19 protein-coding genes are annotated in these 24,977 nt (G+C 43.1%); 11 read left to right on the plus strand and 8 right to left on the minus strand.

The genetic code is table 11. From position 1 onward, the window contains the following. Positions 1-94 precede the first annotated feature (94 nt). From AC04MM_RS13840 to AC04MM_RS13855, 4 genes are read right to left on the minus strand one after another with little or no spacing between them, the layout of a single operon-like run. Positions 95-1,501: an FAD-binding oxidoreductase gene (locus AC04MM_RS13840; protein WP_475380969.1), complete on the minus strand. Its 1,407-nt coding sequence runs from the start codon at positions 1,499-1,501 to the stop codon at positions 95-97. A 7-nt stretch (positions 1,502-1,508) separates the two neighbouring features. Further along, positions 1,509-1,691 carry a YgaP family membrane protein gene (locus AC04MM_RS13845; protein WP_475380970.1) on the minus strand — a complete coding sequence of 61 codons (183 nt, stop codon included), beginning with the start codon at positions 1,689-1,691 and terminating at the stop codon, positions 1,509-1,511. 5 nt (positions 1,692-1,696) lie between these two features. Next, positions 1,697-2,005, minus strand: a complete 309-nt coding sequence (gene grxD / locus AC04MM_RS13850; RefSeq protein ID WP_475380971.1) for a Grx4 family monothiol glutaredoxin — start codon at positions 2,003-2,005, stop codon at positions 1,697-1,699. Positions 2,006-2,028: 23 nt separating this feature from the next. Further along, complete coding sequence (locus AC04MM_RS13855; RefSeq protein ID WP_475380972.1) at positions 2,029-2,268, minus strand: BolA/IbaG family iron-sulfur metabolism protein; 240 nt, start codon at positions 2,266-2,268, stop codon at positions 2,029-2,031. A gap of 4 nt (positions 2,269-2,272) precedes the next feature. Here AC04MM_RS13855 and AC04MM_RS13860 point away from each other — a divergent pair, with 4 nt between their 5' ends. Together AC04MM_RS13860 and AC04MM_RS13865 are read left to right on the plus strand one after the other, a co-directional pair. Further along, positions 2,273-4,069 carry an LTA synthase family protein gene (locus AC04MM_RS13860; RefSeq protein WP_475380973.1) on the plus strand — a complete coding sequence of 599 codons (1,797 nt, stop codon included), beginning with the start codon at positions 2,273-2,275 and terminating at the stop codon, positions 4,067-4,069. 18 nt (positions 4,070-4,087) lie between these two features. Further along, positions 4,088-4,426 carry an HNH endonuclease gene (locus AC04MM_RS13865; RefSeq protein ID WP_475380974.1) on the plus strand — a complete coding sequence of 113 codons (339 nt, stop codon included), beginning with the start codon at positions 4,088-4,090 and terminating at the stop codon, positions 4,424-4,426. A gap of 36 nt (positions 4,427-4,462) precedes the next feature. On the opposite strand, the gene AC04MM_RS13870 is transcribed toward AC04MM_RS13865, so the two are convergent. Then, positions 4,463-4,915: a hypothetical protein gene (locus tag AC04MM_RS13870; protein WP_475380975.1), complete on the minus strand. Its 453-nt coding sequence runs from the start codon at positions 4,913-4,915 to the stop codon at positions 4,463-4,465. A gap of 177 nt (positions 4,916-5,092) precedes the next feature. Here AC04MM_RS13870 and AC04MM_RS13875 point away from each other — a divergent pair, with 177 nt between their 5' ends. From AC04MM_RS13875 to AC04MM_RS13885, 3 genes are all read left to right on the plus strand, one after another. Then, complete coding sequence (locus tag AC04MM_RS13875; RefSeq protein WP_475380987.1) at positions 5,093-6,523, plus strand: nitronate monooxygenase; 1,431 nt, start codon at positions 5,093-5,095, stop codon at positions 6,521-6,523. 162 nt (positions 6,524-6,685) lie between these two features. Continuing rightward, positions 6,686-8,347: a DNA topoisomerase VI subunit B gene (locus AC04MM_RS13880; RefSeq protein WP_475380976.1), complete on the plus strand. Its 1,662-nt coding sequence runs from the start codon at positions 6,686-6,688 to the stop codon at positions 8,345-8,347. 3 nt (positions 8,348-8,350) lie between these two features. Further along, entirely contained in the window at positions 8,351-9,511 is a 1,161-nt protein-coding gene (locus AC04MM_RS13885) for a DNA topoisomerase VI (protein WP_475380977.1), read from the plus strand. 115 nt (positions 9,512-9,626) lie between these two features. On the opposite strand, the gene AC04MM_RS13890 is transcribed toward AC04MM_RS13885, so the two are convergent. Beyond that, positions 9,627-11,501: a hypothetical protein gene (locus tag AC04MM_RS13890; RefSeq protein WP_475380978.1), complete on the minus strand. Its 1,875-nt coding sequence runs from the start codon at positions 11,499-11,501 to the stop codon at positions 9,627-9,629. A 208-nt stretch (positions 11,502-11,709) separates the two neighbouring features. On the opposite strand from AC04MM_RS13890, the gene AC04MM_RS13895 reads away from it, so the two are divergent. Then, a complete protein-coding gene (locus tag AC04MM_RS13895; RefSeq protein ID WP_475380979.1) occupies positions 11,710-14,889 on the plus strand; it encodes a S8 family serine peptidase in 3,180 nt (1,059 codons plus the stop codon). A 70-nt stretch (positions 14,890-14,959) separates the two neighbouring features. On the opposite strand, the gene AC04MM_RS13900 is transcribed toward AC04MM_RS13895, so the two are convergent. Both AC04MM_RS13900 and AC04MM_RS13905 read right to left on the minus strand, forming a co-directional pair. Further along, complete coding sequence (locus tag AC04MM_RS13900) at positions 14,960-15,241, minus strand: hypothetical protein (RefSeq protein ID WP_475380980.1); 282 nt, start codon at positions 15,239-15,241, stop codon at positions 14,960-14,962. A 154-nt stretch (positions 15,242-15,395) separates the two neighbouring features. Continuing rightward, positions 15,396-16,256: a LysR family transcriptional regulator gene (locus tag AC04MM_RS13905; RefSeq protein ID WP_475380981.1), complete on the minus strand. Its 861-nt coding sequence runs from the start codon at positions 16,254-16,256 to the stop codon at positions 15,396-15,398. A 130-nt stretch (positions 16,257-16,386) separates the two neighbouring features. On the opposite strand from AC04MM_RS13905, the gene AC04MM_RS13910 reads away from it, so the two are divergent. The 5 genes from AC04MM_RS13910 to AC04MM_RS13930 form a co-directional block, all read left to right on the plus strand. Continuing rightward, a complete protein-coding gene (locus AC04MM_RS13910) occupies positions 16,387-18,654 on the plus strand; it encodes an aconitate hydratase (protein WP_475380982.1) in 2,268 nt (755 codons plus the stop codon). Between the two features lie 140 nt (positions 18,655-18,794). After that, a complete protein-coding gene (locus AC04MM_RS13915; RefSeq protein WP_475380983.1) occupies positions 18,795-19,706 on the plus strand; it encodes an AAA family ATPase in 912 nt (303 codons plus the stop codon). Continuing rightward, positions 19,669-20,592, plus strand: coding sequence for a DUF58 domain-containing protein (locus AC04MM_RS13920; RefSeq protein ID WP_475380984.1), 924 nt, complete (start codon positions 19,669-19,671; stop codon positions 20,590-20,592). The genes AC04MM_RS13915 and AC04MM_RS13920 overlap by 38 nt, the downstream gene beginning before the upstream one ends. Next, positions 20,589-22,568, plus strand: coding sequence for a transglutaminase TgpA family protein (locus AC04MM_RS13925; protein WP_475380985.1), 1,980 nt, complete (start codon positions 20,589-20,591; stop codon positions 22,566-22,568). The genes AC04MM_RS13920 and AC04MM_RS13925 overlap by 4 nt, the downstream gene beginning before the upstream one ends. 158 nt (positions 22,569-22,726) lie before the next feature. Beyond that, a partial coding sequence (locus AC04MM_RS13930; RefSeq protein WP_475380986.1) for a hypothetical protein occupies positions 22,727-24,977 on the plus strand: 2,251 nt, incomplete at its 3' end.

Genomic DNA, 24,977 nt, shown 5'->3' on the forward strand with positions numbered 1-24,977 from the left:
TGGGGGGGAATAGCTGCGCCTTTTTTTGTTCGCTGCCGTGGTCTAGTGCGCTGCTCGTAAAAAGAGCCGCGCATTGCGGCTCTTGACTAAACAACTAGTCGATAACTTTGCCGGGATTAATTATATTATCCGGATCAAACACTTTTTTGATCCCTTTCATAATTTCAATCTCAGCATTTGAGCGGGTGTAATTTAAAAAAGATTTTTTTGATAAGCCAACGCCGTGTTCGGCCGAGATACTGCCGCTTTGGCTTTTAACCGCCTGAAACACGAACTCATCGACCTTGCGGCATTCTTTAACAAAGACCTCTTTGGTCATGCCTTCAGGACGTAAAATATTAATATGTAAATTACCATCACCAATGTGGCCAAACCAGATAACTTCCCAGGTCGGGTAGGCTTTGGTTAACACCTGATCCAGCTCTTCCATAAACGCCGGAACTTTTGAAATTGCAACGGCGATATCATTTTTGTACGGATGATATTTTGAAAGAGATTCGCTGATATCTTCGCGGTAACGCCAGAACGTCTGCGCCTGGCTTTCAGATTGTGAGATCACGCCGTCGATGATCATGCCCTGTTCTAAACAAGATTCAAAAACACTCATGACTTTTTCTTCGGCTTCAGCAGTCGGGCATTCAACTTCGCACACCACATAAAAATCCGTTACGGTTTCAAACGGGCGGTGTAAATCGTCAACGTTGGCCAAAACTTTTTGTAGCGCTTTTTCTGAAAACATTTCGTACGCCTGCATGTGGCAGTGTTTTTTAAATTCAGCGTACACTTTCATGACCGAAGACATCTGGTCCAGGGCTAAAACCAAAACTTTTAACTCAGGCGGTTTCGGCGCCAGTTTGATCAGCGCCTCGGTGATAAAACCTAAAATCCCTTCGCTACCGATAAACAGGTGGCGCAGATCAAGGCCCGTGGCATTTTTAATTAGCCCGTTATTAAGTTCTAATACCTCGCCGGTACCGGTAACTACTTTTAATCCGACAACCCAGTCCCGGGTTAAGCCGTAACGAACAACTTTGATACCACCGGCGTTGGTGGCGATATTGCCACCCATTTGCGAAGACCCACTGGCAGCAAAATCAACCGGGTAAAATAAACCTTTTTCAAGAGCAAACTCTTGTAAGGCTTCGGTGATCACGCCCGGTTGGATGCGGACCGTTGAATCAGTTTCGTTAAATTCTAAAACTTTATTCATGCGCTCAAAACTTACGACAGCTTCGCCGTGAGTGGCGCAGGCAGCGCCGGATAAACCGGTACGGCCTCCCGATGGAACTAAAGCAATTTTATGTTTGCGCGCCCAGTTTACGATCTCTACCACATCTGTTGTCGATTCAGGAAATAATATAACCGACGCTTTGATGTCGTAATAGGTCGTCCAGTCTTTGCCGTAATAGCCAAGAGAATCGTTGTCCGTTTTAATTTGTTGTGGAGCTAGCGGAAGACTTTCTAAGTTTTCGATAATGTGTTGGGCGGTATGTTGATTCATCCCTCAACTATCGCAAAGTTCTGATCCGAAAGAAAGAATATATTGGGCAAAGTCCCCATCCGGCGGTGGCCAGGCCGTAAAGGCCTAAGGCGTAAAACCAACCCGGTCCCCCGGCAACAGCGTAGGACAAGACGAGGACTGATAATAAAAAGCGAAAGGCTCTATCCCATAGAGCCACGTTGCAAAGCATAGTAATTAATTTTTAAGCAAATCTTGTAATTCGCCGGCTTGGTACATTTCCATCATAATATCAGAGCCGCCGATTAATTTTTTGTTGATGTAAAGCTGCGGGATTGTCGGCCAGTTGCCGTAGTCTTTGATGCCCTGACGGATTTCTTCGTCATCAAGCACGTTCACATCTTTAAACTGAACACCAATATCTTGTAAGATTGCTGTCGCGCGGGCTGAGAAGCCGCACATCGGAAATTGCTGCGTGCCTTTCATGAAAAGCACGATTTTGTTATCATTTAATAAACCATCAATTTTAGTTTTTACGTCAGACACGAAGTCCTCCTCGTTATTTATTTTTATTTCGTTGAAGTCTTAATAGAAAGTGCATGCACTTCGCCGGTTTTTAATTCCGGGCCAAAAGCTTTCATGACATGCTGGTGTTGTTCAATGCGGGTTAAACCTTTAAAAGTTGAACTTCTAACGGCCACTTCCCAGTGATCGGATGTGCCGGTTAAATCAAAGACCTGAATTTCAGAATTCGGGTCAGCGTCGGGATAGTGTTCTTGCAATCTTTGTTTCATCTGATCTAATGTCATAGGTATGAGTGATAACAAAAATTCACAATCTAAGCAAGACGTGAAGCCATGGGAAGTGGCTAAACAACTGCTTAAATTCACTATATCGCTTTTAGCTCTGTATTTAGGAATCAGAATCCTGTTTTTAAGTTGGAATTTTGTACATTTTCATCAGTTTAGTGCCATGGATTTCGCTTTAAGTTTTTTACAGGGGCTGAGATTCGATGCCGTGGTGGTCGTGCCGGTTGTCTTTTTAACGGTGTTAATCCTGTTAATTCCGCTGCGTTTTATCCGGGTGCTGTTGTTCTGGGTGCTCTCTCTGGGGCACGCGGTTTTGCTGTTTGGAAACTTTATTGATATAGAGTTGGTAAACTTTATGGGGCGTCGTTTTACCAAATCGAGCCTGTATTTAGCGACCGAAGGGCAGAATTCGAACATGCTCCAGTACGGTGTTCTGGCTGCCTGCACGCTGCTCGGGTTAATGGGCTTTATGCTGATCTGCTACAAAAGTTATTTAAAATTACAGCCAAAAATTTCAGCCAGTTCGCTACAGGTAAAGATATTACTGGTGATCGCGCTGCTGCCGGTGACGGTGATTTTCGGCCGCGGCGGACTACAGTACAAACCGATCAGTTTTGTCGATGCCAAGATCTTGCCGTACACTTATTCGCATCACTTGGTGTTAAACACCAGTTTTACCTTTTTAAAAAGCTTTGGTAAATCCGGTTTTCAAAAAGAGAAGTATTTTTCTACAGCCGAAATGCAGAAGTATTTAAATCCGGCGCAGGCGACCAAAAAAAATCCGGCCAGTAACGCCAGCGGCTATAACCTCGTGATCTTTGTCGTCGAAAGTTTATCTAAAGAGTATTTATCCGCGGCCCGCACTCCGTATCTTACAGAGCTGATTAAAAAAGGGGTGTATTTCGATAAATCTTACGCCAATGGCAGAAGATCAATTGAAGGTATCGCCTCGATTCTGGCGGGGATTCCGGCCCTGATGGAAGAGCCGTTTTTAAACTCTGAATTTGCCACCAACGAATTTATGGGCCTGGGACAACTCTTTAAAAAACAAAAGTATCACACGAGCTTTTTTCATGGTGCTGCCAACGGCACTATGCGCTTTGATGTTTTTACCAAAGCCAGTGGTTTTGACCAGTATTTCGGAAAAAACGAGTTTCCGGACAAATCGCAGGATGACGGTTTTTGGGGGATTTATGATGAGCCGTTTTTGCAGTTTGCCTGCGAACAAATGACTGCTTTTAAACCGCCGTTTGCGTCGGTGGTTTTTACGCTGTCATCACACCAGCCCTATAAAACACCAGAGTCGTTTGACAAAAACTACCGCGCTGAAAACGGTGAAATCCCGATTTTAAAAACCATCAGCTATGTGGATTTAGCATTGAAAAATTTTATGGCCTGTGCTGAAAAACAAGCATGGTTTGATAAAACCGTATTTGTATTTGTGGCCGATCATACCGGTCCTGCCAAAGATGAGGCCAACTCTGATTTTGAACAAAAATTTGAAATTCCAATTCTATTTTACACGAAAAAACCGGAAGTTCTGACGGGATTAAATCCAAATCAGTATGCCCAGCAAATTGATTTGTTTCCGACGCTAAATGACCTGTTTCGCTTAGGCTATATCAACACCAACCACTTGGCGCGAACCCTCTACCACCAGGGCCCTAAGACGATTGCGCTGTATTCAGATCAGCACTACCAGCTGGTCGGTGATAGCGAAAAAACCGAGAACCATTTAAAAGCCGTTAAACAGTACTTCAGTGAAGGCATGTACGATAATCGCTTGTATTTCCCGCAATAAAACATTAAGTAAATTCACATGTCTGATTACGGTGATTATTTTACTCCGGCCTCGGAGTCGCATCAAAAAATCGAAAAAGCCAAAGCGCGCGAAATGCGTAAATCCAACTGGTGGAAACAACAGTTGGGTAAAGGCATTTGTTATCACTGCGAACAAAAGTTTAAAGCCGAAGAGCTCACCATGGATCATTTAATTCCCATCGCCCGCGGCGGGAAAACTGATAAAAAAAACTGTGTCGTCAGCTGCAAAGGCTGCAACACTAAAAAAGGCTACAAAACCAGAGCCGAAATGGCGATGGAAGAATTAGCGACTAAGAGCACAGCAGCAGAAATTCCAGAAGAGACAAACGACGAGTAAAGCTTATTAAGAGCTAAAAGCGGAATGCCGTAAGCACTATCTAAAACTACGGCGCAGTTTAGTTTTTGTCGTGCAGGATTTTGTTCCGTCAGGATGATCGACGCATGTTTTTTCTTCCTGATAATCAGCGGACTGGCTTTGGTAGCTGCCATTTGAAAGATCATTAAGATCACCACTTACGCCGCGCCCAGGCCCCAAAGCCTTGCCAGACGGGGGATTCGTGGCGTGAAACAGAACAACTAGAACTAACGAAAATGCAAAAATTGCAAACACCGGAATCAGGTGGGCTTTAAAGTGAGTTTCTTTCGGTTTTAAGAGATCAGAATACTTTGCATCTAAAGCGACAACTTCGCGTGAGTTTTCGATAGGCGCCGGAGGTAGATTTTGTTTTGGCGCAGGCAGGTTATGGCCTGTTTGTTTTGGAAATTGTTCAGTTTTTTGGGGTCCTGTGACCAACTGATTTTTCGTTTTAGATTCTACCTTTGACATGGCTCTGTTATCGGTAGATTGGCGTATGGTCTTGAGTGTCTTATTTTGATGCACCTCTCAGCCGCAAGGCGTGCATAGAGCCGCATAATTATGTGTAATATTTCATTTGAGATTACAGGGCGCTTTCGCTAGATTACCCGGATGCAAAATAGTCATCCAATGCAAACAAGTCATCCAATGCAAATAAATCATCCGGTAATTATTCAAGGCGGTATGGGGATCGCGGTCTCTGACTGGCGCCTGGCTAAAACAGTTTCTCAAACAGGCCAATTAGGCGTTGTCTCTGGAACCGCGATTAACTCCGTGTTAGTCCGTCGGTTACAGGACGGTGATCCAGAAGGCCATACTCGCCGGGCTTTACAGGCATTTCCTTCACAGGAGATTGCAAACAAAATTTTAGAAACCTATTTTATCGAGGGCGGAAAGCCTGCGGATAAACCGTATAAACGTGCGCCGATGTTTTCGATTAAGTCACCACTGGCCCTGTTGCAGTTAACCGTGGCGGCGTGTTTTGTCGAAGTATGGCTGGCGCGTGAAGGTCACGACGGCAAAGTGGGATTAAATTTATTAGAAAAAGTACATATGCCGAACTTAGCCTGTCTTTACGGCGCATTGCTTGCCGGTGTTCACTACGTAATTATGGGTGCTGGTATTCCGCGTGAAATCCCGGGCGCTTTAGATTTATTAAGCCAGAACCAGGTGGCAAGTCTTAAGATTCCGGTTGAGGGAGCTGAAGGTGATGCGGTCATGTATTTCGATCCCAAAGAAGTGATGGAAAATACAGAATTAAAACCATTACACCGCCCGTACTTTTTTCCGATAGTTTCATCAGCGGTTTTAGCTGCTAATTTAAAAAAGAAATCTACCGGCCGTGTCGACGGCTTTATCGTTGAGGGTCCTTTAGCGGGCGGGCACAATGCACCACCGCGCGGCCCGATGAAATTAAACGAACGTGGTGAGCCGATCTATGGTGAGCGCGATGTCGTTGATTTAGCGGATATGAAAGCTTTAGAGCTTCCGTTCTGGATGGCCGGTCACTATGCTTCTCCTGAAAAATTAAAAGAAGTACAAGCGCAAGGTGCACAAGGCATTCAGGTGGGCACATTATTCGCATTTTCTGATGAATCAGGAGTAAAACTAGAACACCGTGAAAGAGCGATCGCTGAGATTAAGAGTAAACCGGCACCTGAAGGTGGCTGGATTTTTACCGATCCAAGATCATCGCCAACTAATTTTCCGTTTAAAGCGGCGCGCTTACCGGGAACAGTTTCGGAAGAAAGTTTATATTTACAACGTCAACGTATCTGCGATTTAGGTTATTTACGTCATGCTTACCAAAAAGAAGATGGCACCATCGGGCAACGTTGCCCGGCAGAACCGGTTAAAGATTACGTTAAAAAAGGTGGTCTTGAAGCAGATACCGTCGGCCGTAAGTGCTTATGTAATGCTTTAATGGCTGACGTCGGCATGGGGCAGATCCAAGCCGGTGGCCAGGCTGAATTACCGCTTTTAACTGCAGGCGATGATTTAAACTTCATCGTGCGCATGCTTAAACCGGGCAAAAATTCGTACTCGGCAAAAGACGTTATCGAATATCTTCTCGCTTAATCTGGCATCAAATTTACGGGGGTTATCGTTTAAAACGGCGGCAAACCCCCATTTTTACGCTTCGCGCAAAACATTTCTTGGCCCAAAGGCTTGCTTTTCTCGTCAAAAAACCCCTTCAATAATGGGTGATATACGTAGTTTAAGTTATTGAAAGGCCTTATTTTGAGCAAAATTACGAAAAGTAGTACGGCAGAATATTTCGCAAAAAACCTTCAACAAGTAGGGTTTTCTTCCCCTTTAAAAGCGGTTTTAACCACTCTTAAAGAGGCTGTTGATAACTCATTAGATGCTTGTGAAGGTGCTAAAATCCTTCCTGAATTAGAAATTGAAGTTAAAAAAGTGGGTACCGGATCCACGAAAAACACGGATTTAATCAAGATCGTTGTTGAAGATAACGGTCCTGGTATCGATGCCGATGATTTGGCTAAGGTATTTGGTGAATACTTAGCCTCATCTAAATTCGGCCGCGGCCAATGTTCGCGTGGTCAACAAGGTATCGGTATTTCGGCTGCCACGACATGGGCGCAAATGACCAATGCTAAAGGTGTGCAGGTTATTTCTAAGACGAAAAATATGCGTAAAGCTGTAAGCGCGCAAGTTGACGTCGATATCAAAACTAACACCGGTATTTTACGCAATAAAGAGACGTTAGATTGGAAAAAAACTAACGGAACCCGCGTCGAGTTTTTGATGGATGGCCGTATCCAATTAAATGGTGACGGTGGTCTGCAAACGTATATCGAGGGCACGGTATTAGTTAATCCGCATTTGACTGTAACCTACAAATTAGGTGACGGTGAAAAGGCTACGATTGAGCGCGTTTCAAATGAAACGCCGCAAATTCCAGATGCAACTTTACCGCATCCGCACACGTTTAAATTAGGTGAGTTCATCACGCACTCGCATTTATACGGAAAAATCACCCTTTCTAAGTTCTTAAAGACGGGTTTTTCACGTATTTCTGATCAATCGATCAAAGATTTCGTTAAAAACGGCATGCCAAAAGCTCTGGTGGATAAGAATTTAGCGTCGATGACAGAGGAAGACTTTAAAAAGGTTTTCACGGCGGTACAGGCCACAGAATTAATGGCTCCGTCGACAAAATCGGTACTTACCGTAGGTGAGGACGCCCTTTCTAAATCAATTAACCGCTTAGGCGAAGTGGATTTTTTCTCGGTAGTGACGAGAAAACCTACGATTTGTGATTTTAAACCGGTGGTTGTCGAAGTCGCTTTGGCCCGCTTTATCAACCGTGGTGCAGAAGGCGAACCGGTGCAGTTGCTTCGTTTTGCCAACCGCGTTCCGTTACAATTTGATAAATCAGGTTGTGCGATCACTTGGGCGATTGAATCGGTTAACTGGAAGTCGTACGGTTTAGTGCAGCCAAAAGAATCGTTGCCTCAGGGACCATACGTATTTGCGGTTTCTATCGTGTCTCCGTTTATTAAATTTAAAAATGCGTCGAAAGAAACAATCGATGCTTCTGAAGAATTAGTTGAAGAGATTCGCCGTGCTTTAATGCAAGCGGGGCAAAAATTGTCTCGTCATATCAAACACGAGATGAAAGAAGCTGATTTAGAAAGAAAACTGGCACATATCGAGCAATTCGGCCCGATTTTAGTTGAAAAACTGGTTTCAATCTCTGGTGCGAATGCATCGAGAAAGAAAAAAGCCGAAGAAGGATTACGTAAGATCTTAGGACGTGATTCAGACGATGCTGCAACTGCGCTTGAAGAAGCACAAAATAAATTAGCGGCGCAAAAACAAAGAGAAGCTAAAAAGCTTGGAACGGCTGATGAAGCTGATAAAGGTTCAGGTCTGTAAAAAATGGCATTACTAAAAGTTCGTGAATTGAAATTAGATATCCCTAAAGAAGCTAAAAACTTAGCTGAAAAGATGCTTTCTGATTTAGAAAAATCAAAAAGACCTTACTTAGAAGCGGTAAAAACTTCTTTAGATAACTCAAACTACAACGCAAAAGTAGGCTATTTAACACCGGGTGAAAAAGTAGTACGTACTGAATTAAACGTTTCATCTGTACAGAAACTGGCGCGCGTAGTTTTCATGTTAGAAATTCTGTTAAGAAACTTAGATATCGGCGCTGTCAATACGAAGCGTGAATTGTACTATATCTGTAAGGGTTTAATTAAAGGTGATACAAGATACAAACCTTTAGATTTCGAAGACCAGGATGAATCGGATTCTATCATCGATTTTATCGGCGATATGTTAGAAGTTTACCGCGAAGAATTAAACTGTTTTGCCAATGACCGTGGTGGACAAACTTATTCACAGCAACTTGTTGTGACCGAAACGTTACCGGACGGGGATAAAGCCATCGTTGATTTATCGACGTTGGGTACAACGCCGTTTCAGCCGAAAAATAAGCCGCAGTCTTTAAAACTTAAAGCGAAAAAGAAAATTGATTTCTGTCTGGTTGTTGAGTCAGAAGGTACGGCGGGTACTTTACAGTCGATGGGTTTTACAAAACGTAACAACTGTATCCTGATGGGTGCCCAAGGGGTTCCTTCAAACGGTGTACGTGGTTGGTGTAAATTAATCGAACAACAGTTAGATGTACCGATGTACTTCTTCGGAGATCTGGATGCGTACACGATGCAAAACATCTTTCGTACGCTTAAAGCCGGTTCAGCAGCCTCATTGATCCGTAACGGCGACTTCTCAGCGCCGAACGTAAGATTCTTAGGCGTGTTGCCCGGTGACGTAAAAAAATACGATTTACCTCACTACAAAGTGAAAGAGTCTGATCCGGCTGAGGCGCGCGCTCTTAAAAAAGCGAAAGATGCTTTAGAAAACGATCCGTTTTTCAGAGATAAAAAGAATAAAGATTTATCGGATATCTTAAAATGGTTAATCAAAGAAAAGATCCGTTGCGAGCAACAGTCTTATTTCTCTGTTGATCCGAAAGATCCGATCAAAACTGAAAAAATTATCTTAGAAAAAATCAAACGCGGCGACTACGTATAAGTCGGCGGACGCCGAGGAGGCGCGCGGTGACGTGCGCTGGACTAAGCCAAAAAATAAAAAAAGCCAGGTTCATCACCTGGCTTTTTTATTGCTCCGTGTTTCAAAAAGTAACGGCTTATCTTTCTTTTACGCCCAATAAGCGGCCTTTGACGATACGGTGGCCACGGTCGGGAGCCGTCATGGTTTTTGTATTTCTGTCATAACGAATAGTCACTAGCGGATCTTTTAACGGATCGTAATCCATTTTGCGGTTAACGGGCACATAGCAGCTCGCTTTAAAATCTTCATCCATATTAAAATGTTCGATCATTTTGTTACGACGCTCTAACAATTTTGCGTGAGCTAAAAGGGTTTCGGCTGAACTTAAACCCGAGGCCACTAAAGTACTCTTGATCTGCTCAGACGAGAACTGGCAAAGCTTGCGTAACATCCACTGGGCGTCAGTGATTTTGATGTTGGCAAATGCTTTAGCGTGCTCATTGATGTCGATACCTGATAGTTTAAGCTGAGGTTTTTCTTGTTCTTGTGGCCAACGGTCGTCGTTAGTATTCATCGGTTCAAAAACCTTTGATACTTCCCATTCCATTTCATCGATGACTGAGCCTGAACGTTTAAAACCAGTGCCTTTACCTAAGCCGGTACCGGCATCGCCGAAACCAAAACGTAATTGTTTTTTGCCGTTTTTGTCTTCGACGACGTTAACCGTTAAGTTGTCTTTACGAACATCGTAGTTACCACTCCAGGCCGCCAATACGGCAATGCCGCGCACCTCTTTAAAATCACGGAAGTTAAAATCATCCGGGACCCATGGGCCGATCGATTCGCCGGACGCTGGATCGTCTTTTGCTGTCAGGGTAGCCATACCAAAAACAAATTTATCAATTTGTGCTTCAAAGTTCACATCAAACATATCGGCAGTGACAGATTCTTCAAGCGGGCGTTTAAAAAGGCGGCTCTGTGCCGTCGCGCTGTCCACGAAGGTGCCATCTTTCAATTTAACGCCTTTAATCCAGGTAAATGGATTCATAAATTCTTCGACTCTTTTTTTGTAAACCGGAACACCGACAAAAGTTAATCTGAACTGCATCACTAAACGATCATTGAATTCCTCAATAAGGCGGCGGTCATAATCAATTTCTAAATTCTCGTAGTTGTTAATATGAGGTGCGACATATCCTAAAGAACGATACACGCGCGAATTAAAAGGGCCCGAATACTCTTCGTTGCCGAATTTCATTTTATAACCTTTATTGCCGCACTTAATATGAAAACCGGCGTGCACACCGTAGCCGCGTTTGGCCTTATCGTACTGGCAACTTTTCGTAATTGGTGCAAAGAAGTGATCAAAGGCCATATCGATTTTAGAAATATCTTTTTCCTGAACAAATTGTTCGCGCACGAACTGTAAATCAGGATCCTGACCTTTGTAGTCAACAGATACATCCGGCGAATTTAAAAAACGGCCGATGTGAACCGGAAGGGCAAAAAATTCGTATTTGCTGCGAACCGGTACGGTGTACAATAAATTTATCGCCCGCGAAACTGCGGCGATCTGATAAGTAGCCTGCATCTGTGTGATTTCGCCGCGGCGTACGCGCTCGAATAGATACAGCATGTACTCGGCGCCATCTTTTAGGCTACCTTCGGTCAGCTTAAACTTGCTGTACGGCGTTTTTAAATCCAATGCGACAACATTTTGTTCGATGTCAGCAGTTTTGCCGTCTTTACGCTTTTTGTATTCTGTTAAAAACAACTGTAAGTCGCGCTCTAAACTTGCCAGGTGCGACTGATTATTAAGATCGTACTTTCTTAATTTAACCTCGGGCAGGTTAAGGGAGGTGATATCGAAAAAATAGGCTTCGCCCAGATTTCCGCGCCCATAAGTTGAACTCGGTTCACGTTCAGCCACCGGTTTCGACGTACACGCCGCCACAGACGCAATAATTGCCAATAAACCCACAGAAACTGTTGTTCTCATAGTTTGTTTCATATAGGCCCTCAATCGGCTTTTTGGGGGTGTGTCTTAACTTAACAAGTTAAAGTTTAGCTTTTGGGCTAGCTTTCTGACCATAAATATGACATGTAATCGTTTCGCAAAATCAGTGGTTTTCAGGGTTTCTGGGCCATAGGCCAAAAAGACTCTGAAAAACTGGTCCTGATCTTGTATATAAAATCCTGATTGTTCATTAGGGGGAAAAATGAAACTAGTTACCACCGTATTGTCTGCAACTTTGCTTGTTTTATCAGCTTGTACGCCAAGCCATAACGGCAACAAATCCAAAATGATTCCGTTGTTACAGGATTCACAAAACATCATCAGCACGCGTCCACAGAACCAAACGCACATTATGGCGTTAGTAAAGCTGCAAACACCGGCCTTACTTGAAACTTCAACCAAAGAAGACGGCATTACGATCGTAGATACCGAACAGTCTGCGGCTATCACTGATGAGCAAACCAAAGCTATCGCCGACATGAAAGCGTTAGATCCCGACGTGCAAGTGATCTACAAGTACAGATATGTTCTAAACGGTGTTGCAGTTCTTGCCTCTGTTAAAGTTTTAGAAAAACTAAAAGCAGTAGGAACCATTGCCTCGTGGGAAGGCGTCGGTACATTCGCACGCCCGATGGCTTTTAAGTCTGAAACACTGGCGCTGGCGACAAAAGCTTTAACCGACAGAAACTCATCAAAATTTATCGGCGCTGAAAAATTAAATTTAGCGGGCTTAACAGGTAAAGGTATTAAAGTCGGCGTACTTGATACCGGTATCGATTACACACACGCGATGTTTAAAGGTGTCGGCACAGCAGAAGCTTATAAAGCTATCGATCCGGCGAAAGAAGCGTTAGGTTTTCCGTCAGAGAAAATCCGTGGTGGTATTGACTTAGTCGGTACAACTTATGATTCAGGAAATCCTGATTTCTTTCACCGCGTGCCAAAACCAGATTTAAATCCGCTTGATGAAGGCGGCCACGGTACCCACGTTGCCGGCACAATTTCTGGTATCGGTGATAATGTTGAATCTTATAACGGTATGGCTCCGGATGCGGATCTTTACGCGATCAAAGTTTTCGGCGCTGACGGTTCAACTTCTGATATGGTTGTTATCGCGGGACTTGAATACTCTGCCGATCCAAACGGTGACGGTGATTTACGTGACCAATTAGATATCGTGAATCTTTCATTAGGTTCAGGTTACGGTAACCCTAAAATTTTATACGCTGAGGCAGTTAAAAACTTAGCCAAAGGCGGAACTGTATCAGTGATCTCTGCCGGTAACTCTGGTGCAAAAGACTATATTGTCGGTGCCCCGGGCACATCAACAGAAGCTTTATCGGTAGCAGCGTCGATCGATGACGGTGATCATAACTGGAAATTTGCAGCCTCTGTTGTAAAAGCGGGTGCTGAAGAAATCGCTGTTGAAACTATCGAAGCAGCCACAAGTAAAAAAGTTTCTGAATCAGATGTTTCAGGTGACCTGGTATTTTTAGGTACAGCGGCTACTGAATTAACCGAAGAGCAAAAAGCTGCAGTAAACGGTAAAGTCGCGTTAATCGACCGTGGTGTTGTTACCTTCAATGAAAAAGTAAAACGTGCGGCTGAAGCCGGTGCGATCGGCGTTGTTGTAGCCAACAATCAAGAGGGCGCAGCATTCGGCATGGGCACAACTGATCCATTTGATATTCCGGCAATCATGATCGCTCGCGATGTGGGTGCGAAATTAAAAACAGCTTTAGCCGCTGGCCAAGGTGCTTCGATCCAGTTTAAAACTGATAGAACAATCGAAAAAGCAGAGCTAGTTGATACGCTAACTAGCTTCAGCTCTAAAGGCCCGCGTTCGATCGATGGTTTTTTAAAACCGGAAATCTCTGCACCGGGTTCAGATATTATCTCGGCAGCGATGGGTAAAGGTTCTGAAGTTGTAAGAATGTCTGGTACATCAATGGCGGCTCCGCATATGGCCGGTGTATTAGCGTTAGTTAAACAATCATTTAAAAACCGTGAGATCGAAGTTTCAGCGCTTGATTTAAAACACGTGGCAATGGGTACTTCTAAAACTATCGGTGATAAAGCCGGTCGTTACCCGGTAACTCGCCAAGGTTCTGGCCGTGTACAAGCTGATGTTGCAGCGTTATCTGAAATCATCGCACAAGAGCCTTCGGTTTCTTTCGGTGAAATCAATATCGAAGCGAAAAAAGTTGTTAAATCGACTGTAAACTTCAAAAACGTAGGTACCGAAGATAAAGCTGTATCAATAGAATTCGTTGGTAACGAGTACGTGCAATTAAACAACGCTCAATCGGTAACTTTAAAAGCCGGCGAAACTACAGCGGTTAAATTATCATTCACTCTGGATGCGACGAAAATCGGAGAAGCTTACGTTCGTGAGATGGACGGTTGGGTACTAGTTAAAGCTGATGGTAAAGAATTATACCGTATTCCGGTTTTGGCGGTAGCTCACAGATTATCCGCGATTACATCAAAAGGTTTAACAGTATTATCTTCAGCAAACGATGCTGAAGGTTCTGCGGTTGAATTAGCTCTTAAAAATGAATCAGCTAACGATGGTCATGCGTTATTGTTCAACTTAGTAGCTAAAGACGAAAGAAAACCATTAGCTTCTTCATTCATGAATGCTGATTGCGATTTACAATCTTTAGGTTACAGAATCGTTGAAAAAGAAACAGCTAATGGTACTGAACATTTCGTGGAGTTCGGTGTTAAAGTTTACAAACCGATGACAACTTGGAATGCGTGTGATGTATCAATCTTAGTTGATGCTGATAAAGACGGAATCGCTGAACAAGAGATCTTAGGTGCAAATACCGCTTCAATCCCAGGTGATAAACAAGAAGCATTTATGTCGACATTGATTGATGCAGTTAAAGCGCGCGAAATCAGAAAAGCGTTTGAAGCAAAAGTTGACGCAGTTAAAAATGATCCGGCCGCTTTACAAAAATTAAAAGACGAGCAGGTTTATGATGAAGCCATCGTAGACCAGCAGGATATCACGATCTACAATAACTCTACGGTGGTCGTAGTGCAGGCACGTATCAGCCAGTTAAAATTAGACAGTAAAAACCAATTGAACTTCAAAGTAGTAGTTACTCACAACGAGCAAGCTACCGTTCAAATGGATGACCACTTGGCTAATGAAAAATCATTCTCGTTGTCGATGAATGCTGATGACCAAGCGTTCTTAGGCTTAGGTGACACGCAAAAAGTAGTTGCGGGAACTTCGAAGACTGTTGAATTAACCAAAGGTCGCGGTAAACAATCGTTATTAGTGTTGTTGCCGCAAAATAAAGTATCGTTCTCTGATGCTTTAAATGATCTACAAGCGCTGATTCTTAAGCCAGAATTCAAAGCGCCGTAGTCAGTAGCGGTTTGATATTCAATGCTAAAAAAGCCAGATCTAGTGATCTGGCTTTTTTATTTAGTCAAAATTACTTATTTACTTGTAAGCAAACTTTTTCTGCGCCGATCAATTCAGAAGCCGCAGCTGCCATTGCAATAACTTGTCCGTGTTTGTTGTAAACTGTGTAAGTTACAGAACCATCGTTATGTTTTTGGATTGTGCCTACTGCAGATTTAGAAAACTTCACATGACATGCTTTTTGAGTCATAGCTTTTGCCCAGCCGCTTTCAGTTGGAAAAGTTGGAACATCAACAAAAGCCATTGCCGGTGCAGCTGCCAGAACTGTTAAAGATAGAATAACTGATTTCATTTAAAACTCCTTTTTGTTTTTTATGGAGTGGGTATCTAGCGAGAAAAAGTAAATCCTGTCAATTGAGCGACAGCAGATCTCACTCGCAAGATATGGAGCACTTTTTAAGGTAATTAAATAATTTAACCGTAGCTTAACCAAGATAAGGGCATCATTAAAAGATATTCTGGCTAAGTTCGGTTAATTGTCTGGTAAAATCCTGAATCGGCTCTTGGGTGGCAATGCTTTTTCGCGAGATCAGTTTAATTTCGCGCGAGATCGCCGGAGTAAAAGCGGTAAAACCTTTTTTCGGAATATTTAAGTGCTGGGCTAAGCCTAAAGGAATAATGCCGTTACCAAAGCCTTCTTTCACCATTTGTGAAATAGCGGCAAAAGATTCAACATAGACAAAGTCGGCCGACTTAACTTTTGGGTTTTTAAGTAAGCGGTCTTCCATATTGCGCCAAGTGCCCGAATTTTTTTCGATGGTGATGACCTTACTCGTTTCTGCGGCAGCGTCTTCATCGAATTTGTTGTAGACAAAAACCAGCGGCTCTTCGGTGATGCGGGTTGATGATAAATTGCCCGTGCTGGCTGCTGAAAGAGAGATGCATAATCCTAAATCGTAGCGGCCAAGTTTTACGTTTTCTTCAACCAGCGTAGATCTGTGCACGTGCAGATCGAACTCAATATTTTTTATTTTGCGGCTGGCTTGTTTGATCAGCTTCGGACCCCAGGTTGCGGCAATCGAATCGGCGAGCGCAATTGAGTAGCGCGTAATCCCATTTTCTGGTTTTAGCTGTTTTAAGCTTTTAAGCTCGGTGACCAGTGGCCGTGCGCGTAGAAGAAAGTCCTGCGCTTGTTGGGTCAATTTGACTCGGCGGCCATCGGGTTCGATCAGCTTAAAACTGACCTCGTTTTGTAGAGCTTGCAGGCGTTTGGTCACCGCAGACTGGGTTAAGCGTAACTGAGCGGCAGCTTCGCTGATGGTTCCGGTTCTTTCTAGGGCAATTAGGGCTTCGATGCCTTCTAACATGAATCACCTTCTGGTAGTTGGTCGATATATTCCAAATACTACTACATTATATTCCTATTATTCAATTTTTTCAAGAAAAGAACTAGCCGAGAATGAAAACGTATTGAAAACCCCAAAAAGGAAGGTCCCGATGGCAAAAATTGAAACTACACCAGAAATGGTTAAAAAAGTTTACCAAACAACTCGCGAAAAGACTGAAGTTATCAGAAAACGTTTAAACCGTTCATTAACTTTAGCTGAAAAAATCATCTACGGTCACTTAGACGATCCACAAAACCAAGAGATCAACCGTGGCTCTTCGTTCTTACTTTTAAGACCAGACCGCGTAGCGATGCAAGATGCGACCGCGCAAATGGCGATCTTGCAATTTATGTTAGCGGGTAAAGATGAAGCGGCTGTTCCTTCAACAGTTCACTGCGATCACTTAATCCAGGCGCATTTAGGCAAAGAAAAAGACATGGCTGCCTCAAATGTTACAAACAAAGAAGTTTTTGAATTCTTAGCGACAGCAGCTTCTCGTTACAATATCGGTTTCTGGAAACCAGGCGCTGGTATCATTCACCAAGTTATCTTAGAAAACTACGCTTTCCCGGGTGGTTTAATGATCGGTACCGATTCACACACGCCAAATGCAGGTGGTTTAGGTATGTGTGCTGTGGGTGTCGGTGGATCAGATGCTTCAGACGTTATGGTTGGTCTTCCATGGGAAGTTAAAAATCCAAAACTAATCGGTGTTCACTTAAAAGGTAAAATGAACGGTTGGACTTCTGCAAAAGACGTGATTTTAAAACTTTGCGGAATGTTAACTGTAAAAGGTGGAACAGATAAAATCGTAGAGTACTTCGGTGAAGGCGCAGACAGTATTTCTTGTACGGGTAAAGCGACTATCACCAACATGGGTGCTGAGTTAGGCGCAACTTGTTCTGTATTTCCTTACGATGCAAAAATGGCTGGCTACTTAAAAGCCACAGGACGCGCAGAATTAGCAGCGATCGCAGATCAAAATAAAGATATCTTACGCGCAGATGACGATGTGGTTGCAAATCCTAAAAAATACTTCGACGAAGTTTACGAGATCGATTTATCAGCTTTAGAACCACACTTAGTCGGCCCTCATACTCCGGATTTAGCTCGCCCAATCTCTAAGATTGCTGAAGAAGCTAAAGCTAACGGCTGGACTTTAAAATTATCGTCTGCTCTTATCGGTTCGTGCACAAACTCGTCGTACGAAGATATCGGCCGTTCAGCAATGTTAGCTGAACAAGCGATGAAAATCGGTGTTAAGATGGCGCAGCCGTTCTTAGTATCTCCAGGTTCAACACAAATCCAGAACACAATCACTCGCGATGGCCAAATGAAGACATTTGAAGCGGTTGGTGCTACCGTGTTAGCCAATGCGTGCGGTCCTTGTATCGGTCAATGGAAACGTGACGACGTTAAAGCCGGTGAGAAAAACACCATCATCACGTCATTTAACCGTAACTTCCGTGGCCGTAATGATGCCAACATGGAAACATTAGCGTTTATCGGTTCACCTGAAATCGTTATGGCCTTAGGTTTAGCGGGGCGCTTAGATTTTAACCCGATGACTGACGAATTAGTTGGTCCAAACGGTAAAGTAAAATTAACTCCGCCTTCAGCACCGGAACTTCCAGAAAAAGGATTCGTACCTGATACTGTGGGTTACCAAAAACCAGAAGGTGCGACGGCTAAAGTAAATATCGCTCCGGATTCTCCACGTTTACAATTCTTACAACCGTTTACAAAATGGGACGGTAAAGATTTCGAAGATCATTTATTATTAGCTAAAGCTAAAGGTAAATGCACAACCGATCATATCAGCCCGGGTGGTAAATGGTTAAACTTCCGTGGTCACTTAGATAAAATCTCTGACAACATGTTATTAGGTGCGGATAACGCATTCTTACCTGGTGTCATCGGCAAAGGTAATAACCAGTTAGACGGTTCACAAAAAGAATTTGCAGCTGTTGCCCGTGATTACCAGGCTAAAGGCAAACAGTGGATGATCATCGGTGATGAAAACTACGGTGAAGGGTCTTCACGTGAGCACGCAGCGATGTCACCACGTTATTTAGGTTGCTCTGCTGTTATCACTAAGTCTTTTGCTCGTATCCACGAAACAAACCTTAAAAAACAAGGGGTGTTAGCGGCGACGTTCGTAAATCCTGCTGATTATGAAAAAATCCAGGAAAAAGACACTTTAACTATCCGTGGCTTGAACGATTTAGCTCCAGGTAAAAATTTAACTCTTGAAGCTAAACACGCTGACGGTTCAGTTGATAAGATTGAAATCAAGCACACCTACAACGCTGAACAGTTAAAATGGTTCCGCGCAGGATCAGCATTAAACTTAATCCGCTCTGGTGGTAAAGTTTAATTGTGAGAATTAAAGCTTAAAGCGGTCAAAGCCTCTGTAGCAATACAGGGGCTTTTTTATTGGCTAACGCTGAGCAGATTAATGGGTCCAGGGGTGATTCAGGCTTGAATCTCGATGGCTATAGCCGCAAAATTTTATCTATGTCTAAATTCCACGATGTCATTAAAAAGACCGCAGAGATCATTCTCGATAAAGAAAATCAAATTGTAAATACGGTCGTTTGCATGATCGCGCGTGGACATTTACTGATTGAAGATGAACCCGGTGTTGGTAAAACAACTTTAGCGCAAACAATCGCCAAGCTTACCGGCTTGCAACAAAGCCGCATCCAGTTTACCAATGATTTATTACCAGCCGACATTATCGGTCACATGGTCTTTAATAATGCCAAACATGAGTTCTACTTTAAAGAAGGGCCACTGTTTTCAGAGTTGGTGCTGGCGGATGAATTAAACCGCGCCAATCCAAAGACACAGAGTGCACTACTTCAGGCGATGGAAGAAAGTTCGGTCACTGTTGATCGTAAAACCTATGCTTTGGCTGAGAACTTTTTTTTAATCGCTACACAAAATCCAAAAATGCAGATCGGTACCTATTCACTGCCTGAAAGTCAGGTCGATCGTTTTCTGATGTCGATCCACCTTAACTATATTTCTAAATCTTCAGAAGTGAGACTGTTGTCTGGCGATAATCCGCGTAAGTTGGTGGATGGCCTTACACCGATCTTAGGTAAGAGCGATATCATCGAAGCGCACCAGAAATCGCAGAAAATACATCTGGATTCAAAATTGGCCGAATTTATCGCCGAGTTGTTGCAGGTTACGCGTATTCGCCAGGATCAGTTTAATTCTCTGTCGACCCGTGCGGGGCTGGCGCTGGTGCAGTCCAGTCGTGCCCGTGCATATTTAAATGGCCGCGATTTTGTCTCGCCGGATGACTTATCGTTATCTCTTAAGCCGGTGTTGGCGCACCGTTTGGCTGACCAACAGGGCCTTCCGTTTGGAGAACAAAAAGTTGAAGAACTTTTACAGCTGGTTCACATCCCTCAGTAAAATTCCGGTCAGGGTTAATACACCCAGACCGTATATTATCCCGACAGGGTTGGGCTTTAGCTATGGTACGCTGGTTTTTATTCTGGTTATTGTCAGTGTTAATAACCGTAACAACTTAATCTTTTTATTTTCATTCTTTTTGTTTTCAGTCGGTCTGGTCACGATGTTGATGAGTCATAAAAATTTTGAAAAAATCAAACTCAGTTTTTTACAGGCGTCGTTACTTTTTAAGAATGAAGCGGGTTTTTTGCATTACAAAATGGAAAATACCGGCAGCAAAGACAGCTTTATGATTCAGCTTGCGGATAAAATTGTAGAACATCTGAGGCCACAGGAAAATCGTGAGCTGCAGGTCATGTACACTCCGGTTAAGTACGGAGTCATGCAGGTGCCGATGCAGCGAATAGAAAGTCGTTTTCCGCTGCAGTTTTTACAGGTCTGGCGCTTTGTTCAGCCTGAAGTTAAAATCACGGTGTATCCGGAAAAAATCAATTATTTCGGTCAGCCCGAACAGCAGCTACAAATTGAAGCCGGGAAAGAAAAGAGACAGCTACAAGAATCGGTTGAAAAAGAAATATCGCATTTTGACAGATTTAACCAGGGTGATTCTCCCCAGCACATTAACTGGAAGATTTTGGCTAAGACGAGTGAGTTGTACAGTAACAAATTTGAAACTCAGGTCGATGAAGAGGCATTGATTGTTTTAAACTGGAAAGAAACCGAGCCGCTGGTAGATTTAGAAAAGCGTAAATCGCAGTTTGCTTTTTGGATCGACCATGTTTACCACCTGAAAAAGCCGTTTGTTATTATCTTCGGTGACCAGCAGGTTTCGGTCGCACCGTTAGATTTGAAAAGTTTAGTTAAAGGCCTGAGGCTACTTATATGAAAAAGTACCTTTTGCCGCTGGTTTTATTCTTTCAGATGGTGTTACTGTACACCGAAGTGCCTGAGTGGGTGATCGTCGTAAACCTGTCATTTTTAGGCTTAAGTTTTTTTACTTGGCTTAAAAATCTGCGATACTTAAAATCTATCACCGGGGTGATGTCGGTCATTATAGTTTTGGTCGCGCTACGCCAGTTTAATTTTATCTTGTCTAATGAATTAATCGCCAGTCTGCTCATCATGCTCACCAGTATCAGGCTAATCGAACATCGGTATGACTCCACTCAACCTCCGTATTTTTTGTACTTGCTGGGGCTATTTTTAGCAGTCGTTAAATTTGTCTTTCAGATTGATTTCATTTTCGGTGTCTATGCCTTCATCGCGACGGTGTTTTATTTGTATCAATTCTTTCCGGTAGCTTTTCAGCTGCATTACCGTAAAGAAAGCTTTCGTGTTTTACGGCGAATAATATTTTATTCTTTGCCGGCTGCCATTATTTTATTTCTGGTGTTTCCACAGTTTAAGTTCGATGGAGGCAGGCAGCGTAATTTCGGTCTATTTTCGACTATTGGTGCAAGTGGGTTTTCGGCTGAGCTGCGCCCGGGTGCCATTTCCGAGCTGGTAAATAATGAAAACATAGCTTTTCGCGCAGAGTTTGAAGACTTTGCAACCACCCAGGATAAGCTGTATTGGCGCGGCCAAGTTTTAGACAGGCAGCAGGGGCTGACTTGGCGCCGCTCGAATCCGTTAAACCGTGCTTCTGAAAAGTTAGATCAAGAGACTGTGGTCTACCAGCCAAAGTATAAGGTTATTCTAGAGCCGCACTTTAAAGAGCAAATTTTTACCTTATACGAAACAACGGCGGTCGAATCGCCTGAGCGTTTATTGTTATCAGAAAAAAATGATACTTATGCCCTGTATTCATCTTTAACCGAAAGATTGGTCTATCAAGGATCAGTTCTATTTAATCAGAAACAAAAATTAGCCGGAGAGCGTTCAGAGTATGTATTTTTGCACCGACGATCAGCAAAAGTTGAAGAATTGCTCAAGTCACTGCTGCCCATAAACGGTGTGGGTGTGTCTGCTGAAGATAAAGTAAATCTATTGGCTAAATATTTTTCTGAGCAGGGTTTTGCTTACCGTTTATCCGGTGAAGAATTGGCTGTGAATTCAATAGAAGATTTTTTGTTCAAAACTAAAGTAGGATTTTGTGAGCACTATGCCTCGGCGGCAGCGCTACTGCTGCGCTACATGAATGTGCCTTCAAGAGTGGTGGTCGGCTACCAGGGGGGCGAGTTTAACAAGGCTGGTAATTTCTGGACCGTGAAGCAATTGGATGCTCATGCTTGGGTTGAGTATCTTAATGCCAAAGATGAGTGGGTTTTATTTGACCCGGTGAAGTTTATCGCGCCGGATAGAATTTCAATTGGAGCTACGACATTTATCAATTCGTCCGGTCGTGGGCAATTGTTAAAAAAGCTGGGGCAGCAGTTTGAATTTGTTGACCAGCTGGCCAATTTTCTCGAGGTTTCCAATTACCGTTGGACTTTATTCTTTGTAGAGTACTCGAGTGCCAATTTAAAACAGCAGATTATCAGTTTTTATGAGGCCAATGAAGATGTACAAATCGTTTCGCGACTAATTTTATTATTAATTTGTATCTATATTTTTTATTACTTTACAAAAAAGTTTATCATCAGAGATCACAGTCTAAGTGAACGTTATTATTCAGAATTGCACCGGTTTTTTTCTAAAAAATTACCACAACAGAAAAATGAGTCATTTGCTGACTGGCAATACCGGCTGATGCAAAAGTATCCGGAATCGATGCCTGTGATCGTCGAAATTTTTAATTTATACTTAAAGAATCGTTACGGTGTCAGTTCAAGTGCTGCGGAATTTAAGCACTTCAAATCTCTGTTGAGCGAAAAAAAATTCACGCCAAAGCACCTTAAATATGGCATTTCAAGGTCCTGGTGATTCAAAAAAATATCTGAATCACCGGTTTAACTTTGAGACACTGTTATATTTAATGTCATTTTAATTGCTATTAAAGCGAATACATTGAACCTGGGCTTTTTTTAAAATTTTGGCGAGAATCGTTAAAGTAAATTACAATATCAAACGATAATTTATATGTGGATAAAGATGTACGTGTTTTTAAAACCAATTCGGTTCGTCTGGAAGCTAGACTATTAGCTTTCATATTTATTTTATTTTTCCACACTCAATTTGTGCTAGCCGCGCCTCAGCTCACAACTTACCAAGCTAAAATTGTTAAACCCAACGGGCAGCCTCTAGAATCTAATGCTGTAAATTTTCGCTTTACGATCATGGATCCTTCAGGAACCTGTATTCTTTATACTGAAAACTATTCGTCTATCAATATGACAGGAACCGGCGGATTAATTACTTTTGCGCTAGGTTCGGGTATTAAGTCGTTTCCATTAACTGCAACGTCTTTTACAGATGTTTTCGATAACACAGCAACAGCGCTTTCTTGTCAGGCAACGGGCAGCGCTCCGCCAAGTTATACGCCACTGCCTTCAGACGTTCGTAAAATTGTCATGCAGTTTCAGGATTCGTCGGGTTGGCAAACCCTACCTGCAATGTCGATTAATTCTGTGCCATATGCAAGCTATGCAAGTAAGGCTGTTGAGGCCAAGCGACTTAATGGTAAATTAGATACCGATTTCGCTCCAAGCACAGGCCTGCAGGATTGTGCACCAGGTTTCGCGTTAACATTTAATAATGCCAGCTTTGGCTGCGTGGCACTTCCGGCTGGCGGAGGCACTTCGAGTACAGTTACGACCGTTTCTGCAACTGCACCACTTGTAGTCACTGGTTCAGTGAGTAATCCAGTTATTTCAATGAGCGTCGCCTCAATGTCGGCGGATGGCTATATCACCTCTGTTGATTATGCTGAATTCAAAGGTAAGTTGTCAGCATCGCCTGCAGCCATTAGCTCTGCACTTGGCTACACGCCTTTAAGTGCATCCGCTACACTTTCGGGTGATGTCAGCGGTGCATTTTCATCGACTGTAGTTAATAACGTCGGTGGTAAAACTTCAACTCAAATAGGCTTAACAGTGGATGCTATTGCTGCAGCAACAGCGTCAAGCACGGCTGATACTTTGGTCAAACGAGATGCCAGCGGAAATGTAAGTTTTAATGCAATCTCTGCAGATACTGCTCGTGCTAATTATTTTGACTTATATAAGCCAAGCTCAAACTTTAATGTGCGCTTACAGGCATCGACAAGTTTAGCTTCTAATTATACGCTAACTTTTCCCGAAAATGCCGGTGCTAGCGGTCAGGTTTTGCAGACTGATGGCAGTGGTAATTTATCATGGGTAAATCAATCGGGTGTATCTGGTTTGTCGGGGACAGCCAACGAAGTTGTTGTTTCTGGTGCGGCATCAAAAACAATAAGTCTTGCTGATGTGGGTACCGCAGGTGTTTATTACAAAGTTACAACAGATAACAAAGGACGTGTAGTTAGTGGGGTCACATCTTTAACCTTAGCAGATTTGCCAGCCAGTGTGCTCAGCAATTTATCGGCGTTTGGTGGCGATGTCTCTGGGCAGTTATCTAATATTAGCGTAAACCGTATTAAAGGCGTGTCAGTCACAATTACTTCTTTAAGTACAAATCAAATTTTACAATTTGATGGTAATGCTTTTGTAAACCGTACAATCCCAACCTGTAGCTCGGGAGAGTACTTAACCTTTAATGGTTCGATTTATAGTTGTGCATCACCAAACGTTTCAAGCAGTGGCACCGTGACAAGTGTTTCAAGTAGCAATTCTTATATTACTGTCAACAATGGCACGACAGCACCGATTCTTACATTAAATGTAGGGACTGCTTCTGGTACGGTAGCTGCGGGCAACGATGCGCGCTTGGTTGGCGCTCTTCAAAGTGCAAACAATTTATCTGATGTTGCATCGGCGGCCGTCGCTAGAATTAATTTAGGATTAGGATCTTTATCAGCATTAAATTCAGTTGATTTAAGTGGACCGGCTGCGACCGGCATCATTGCCGATGCAAGGCTCGCAAATCAGGCGGGTGTGGTCAGCGGTTCGCAATACACGAAAGTAACAGTAGATGGCAAAGGTCGTGTAATTAGTGGATCGGCGCTAAATGCTTCTGATGTAACAGCGGCTCTAGGTTACACGCCCGCAAACAGCGCAAGTGCCGGTGCGTATTTACAGATTGCAAATAACTTATCGGATTTAGCGTCAGCGACAGTGGCTAGAGCTAACTTAGGCTTAGGCTCAGCGGCATTACAAAATGTGGGTACTGCAGCCAACAACGTTGTGCAACTTAACGGTTCAGCGCAAATCCCAGCACTAAACGGTTCACTACTTACTAATTTAAATGCATCTA

The sequence above is a fragment of the Bdellovibrio sp. SBM16 genome, from assembly GCF_056175625.1.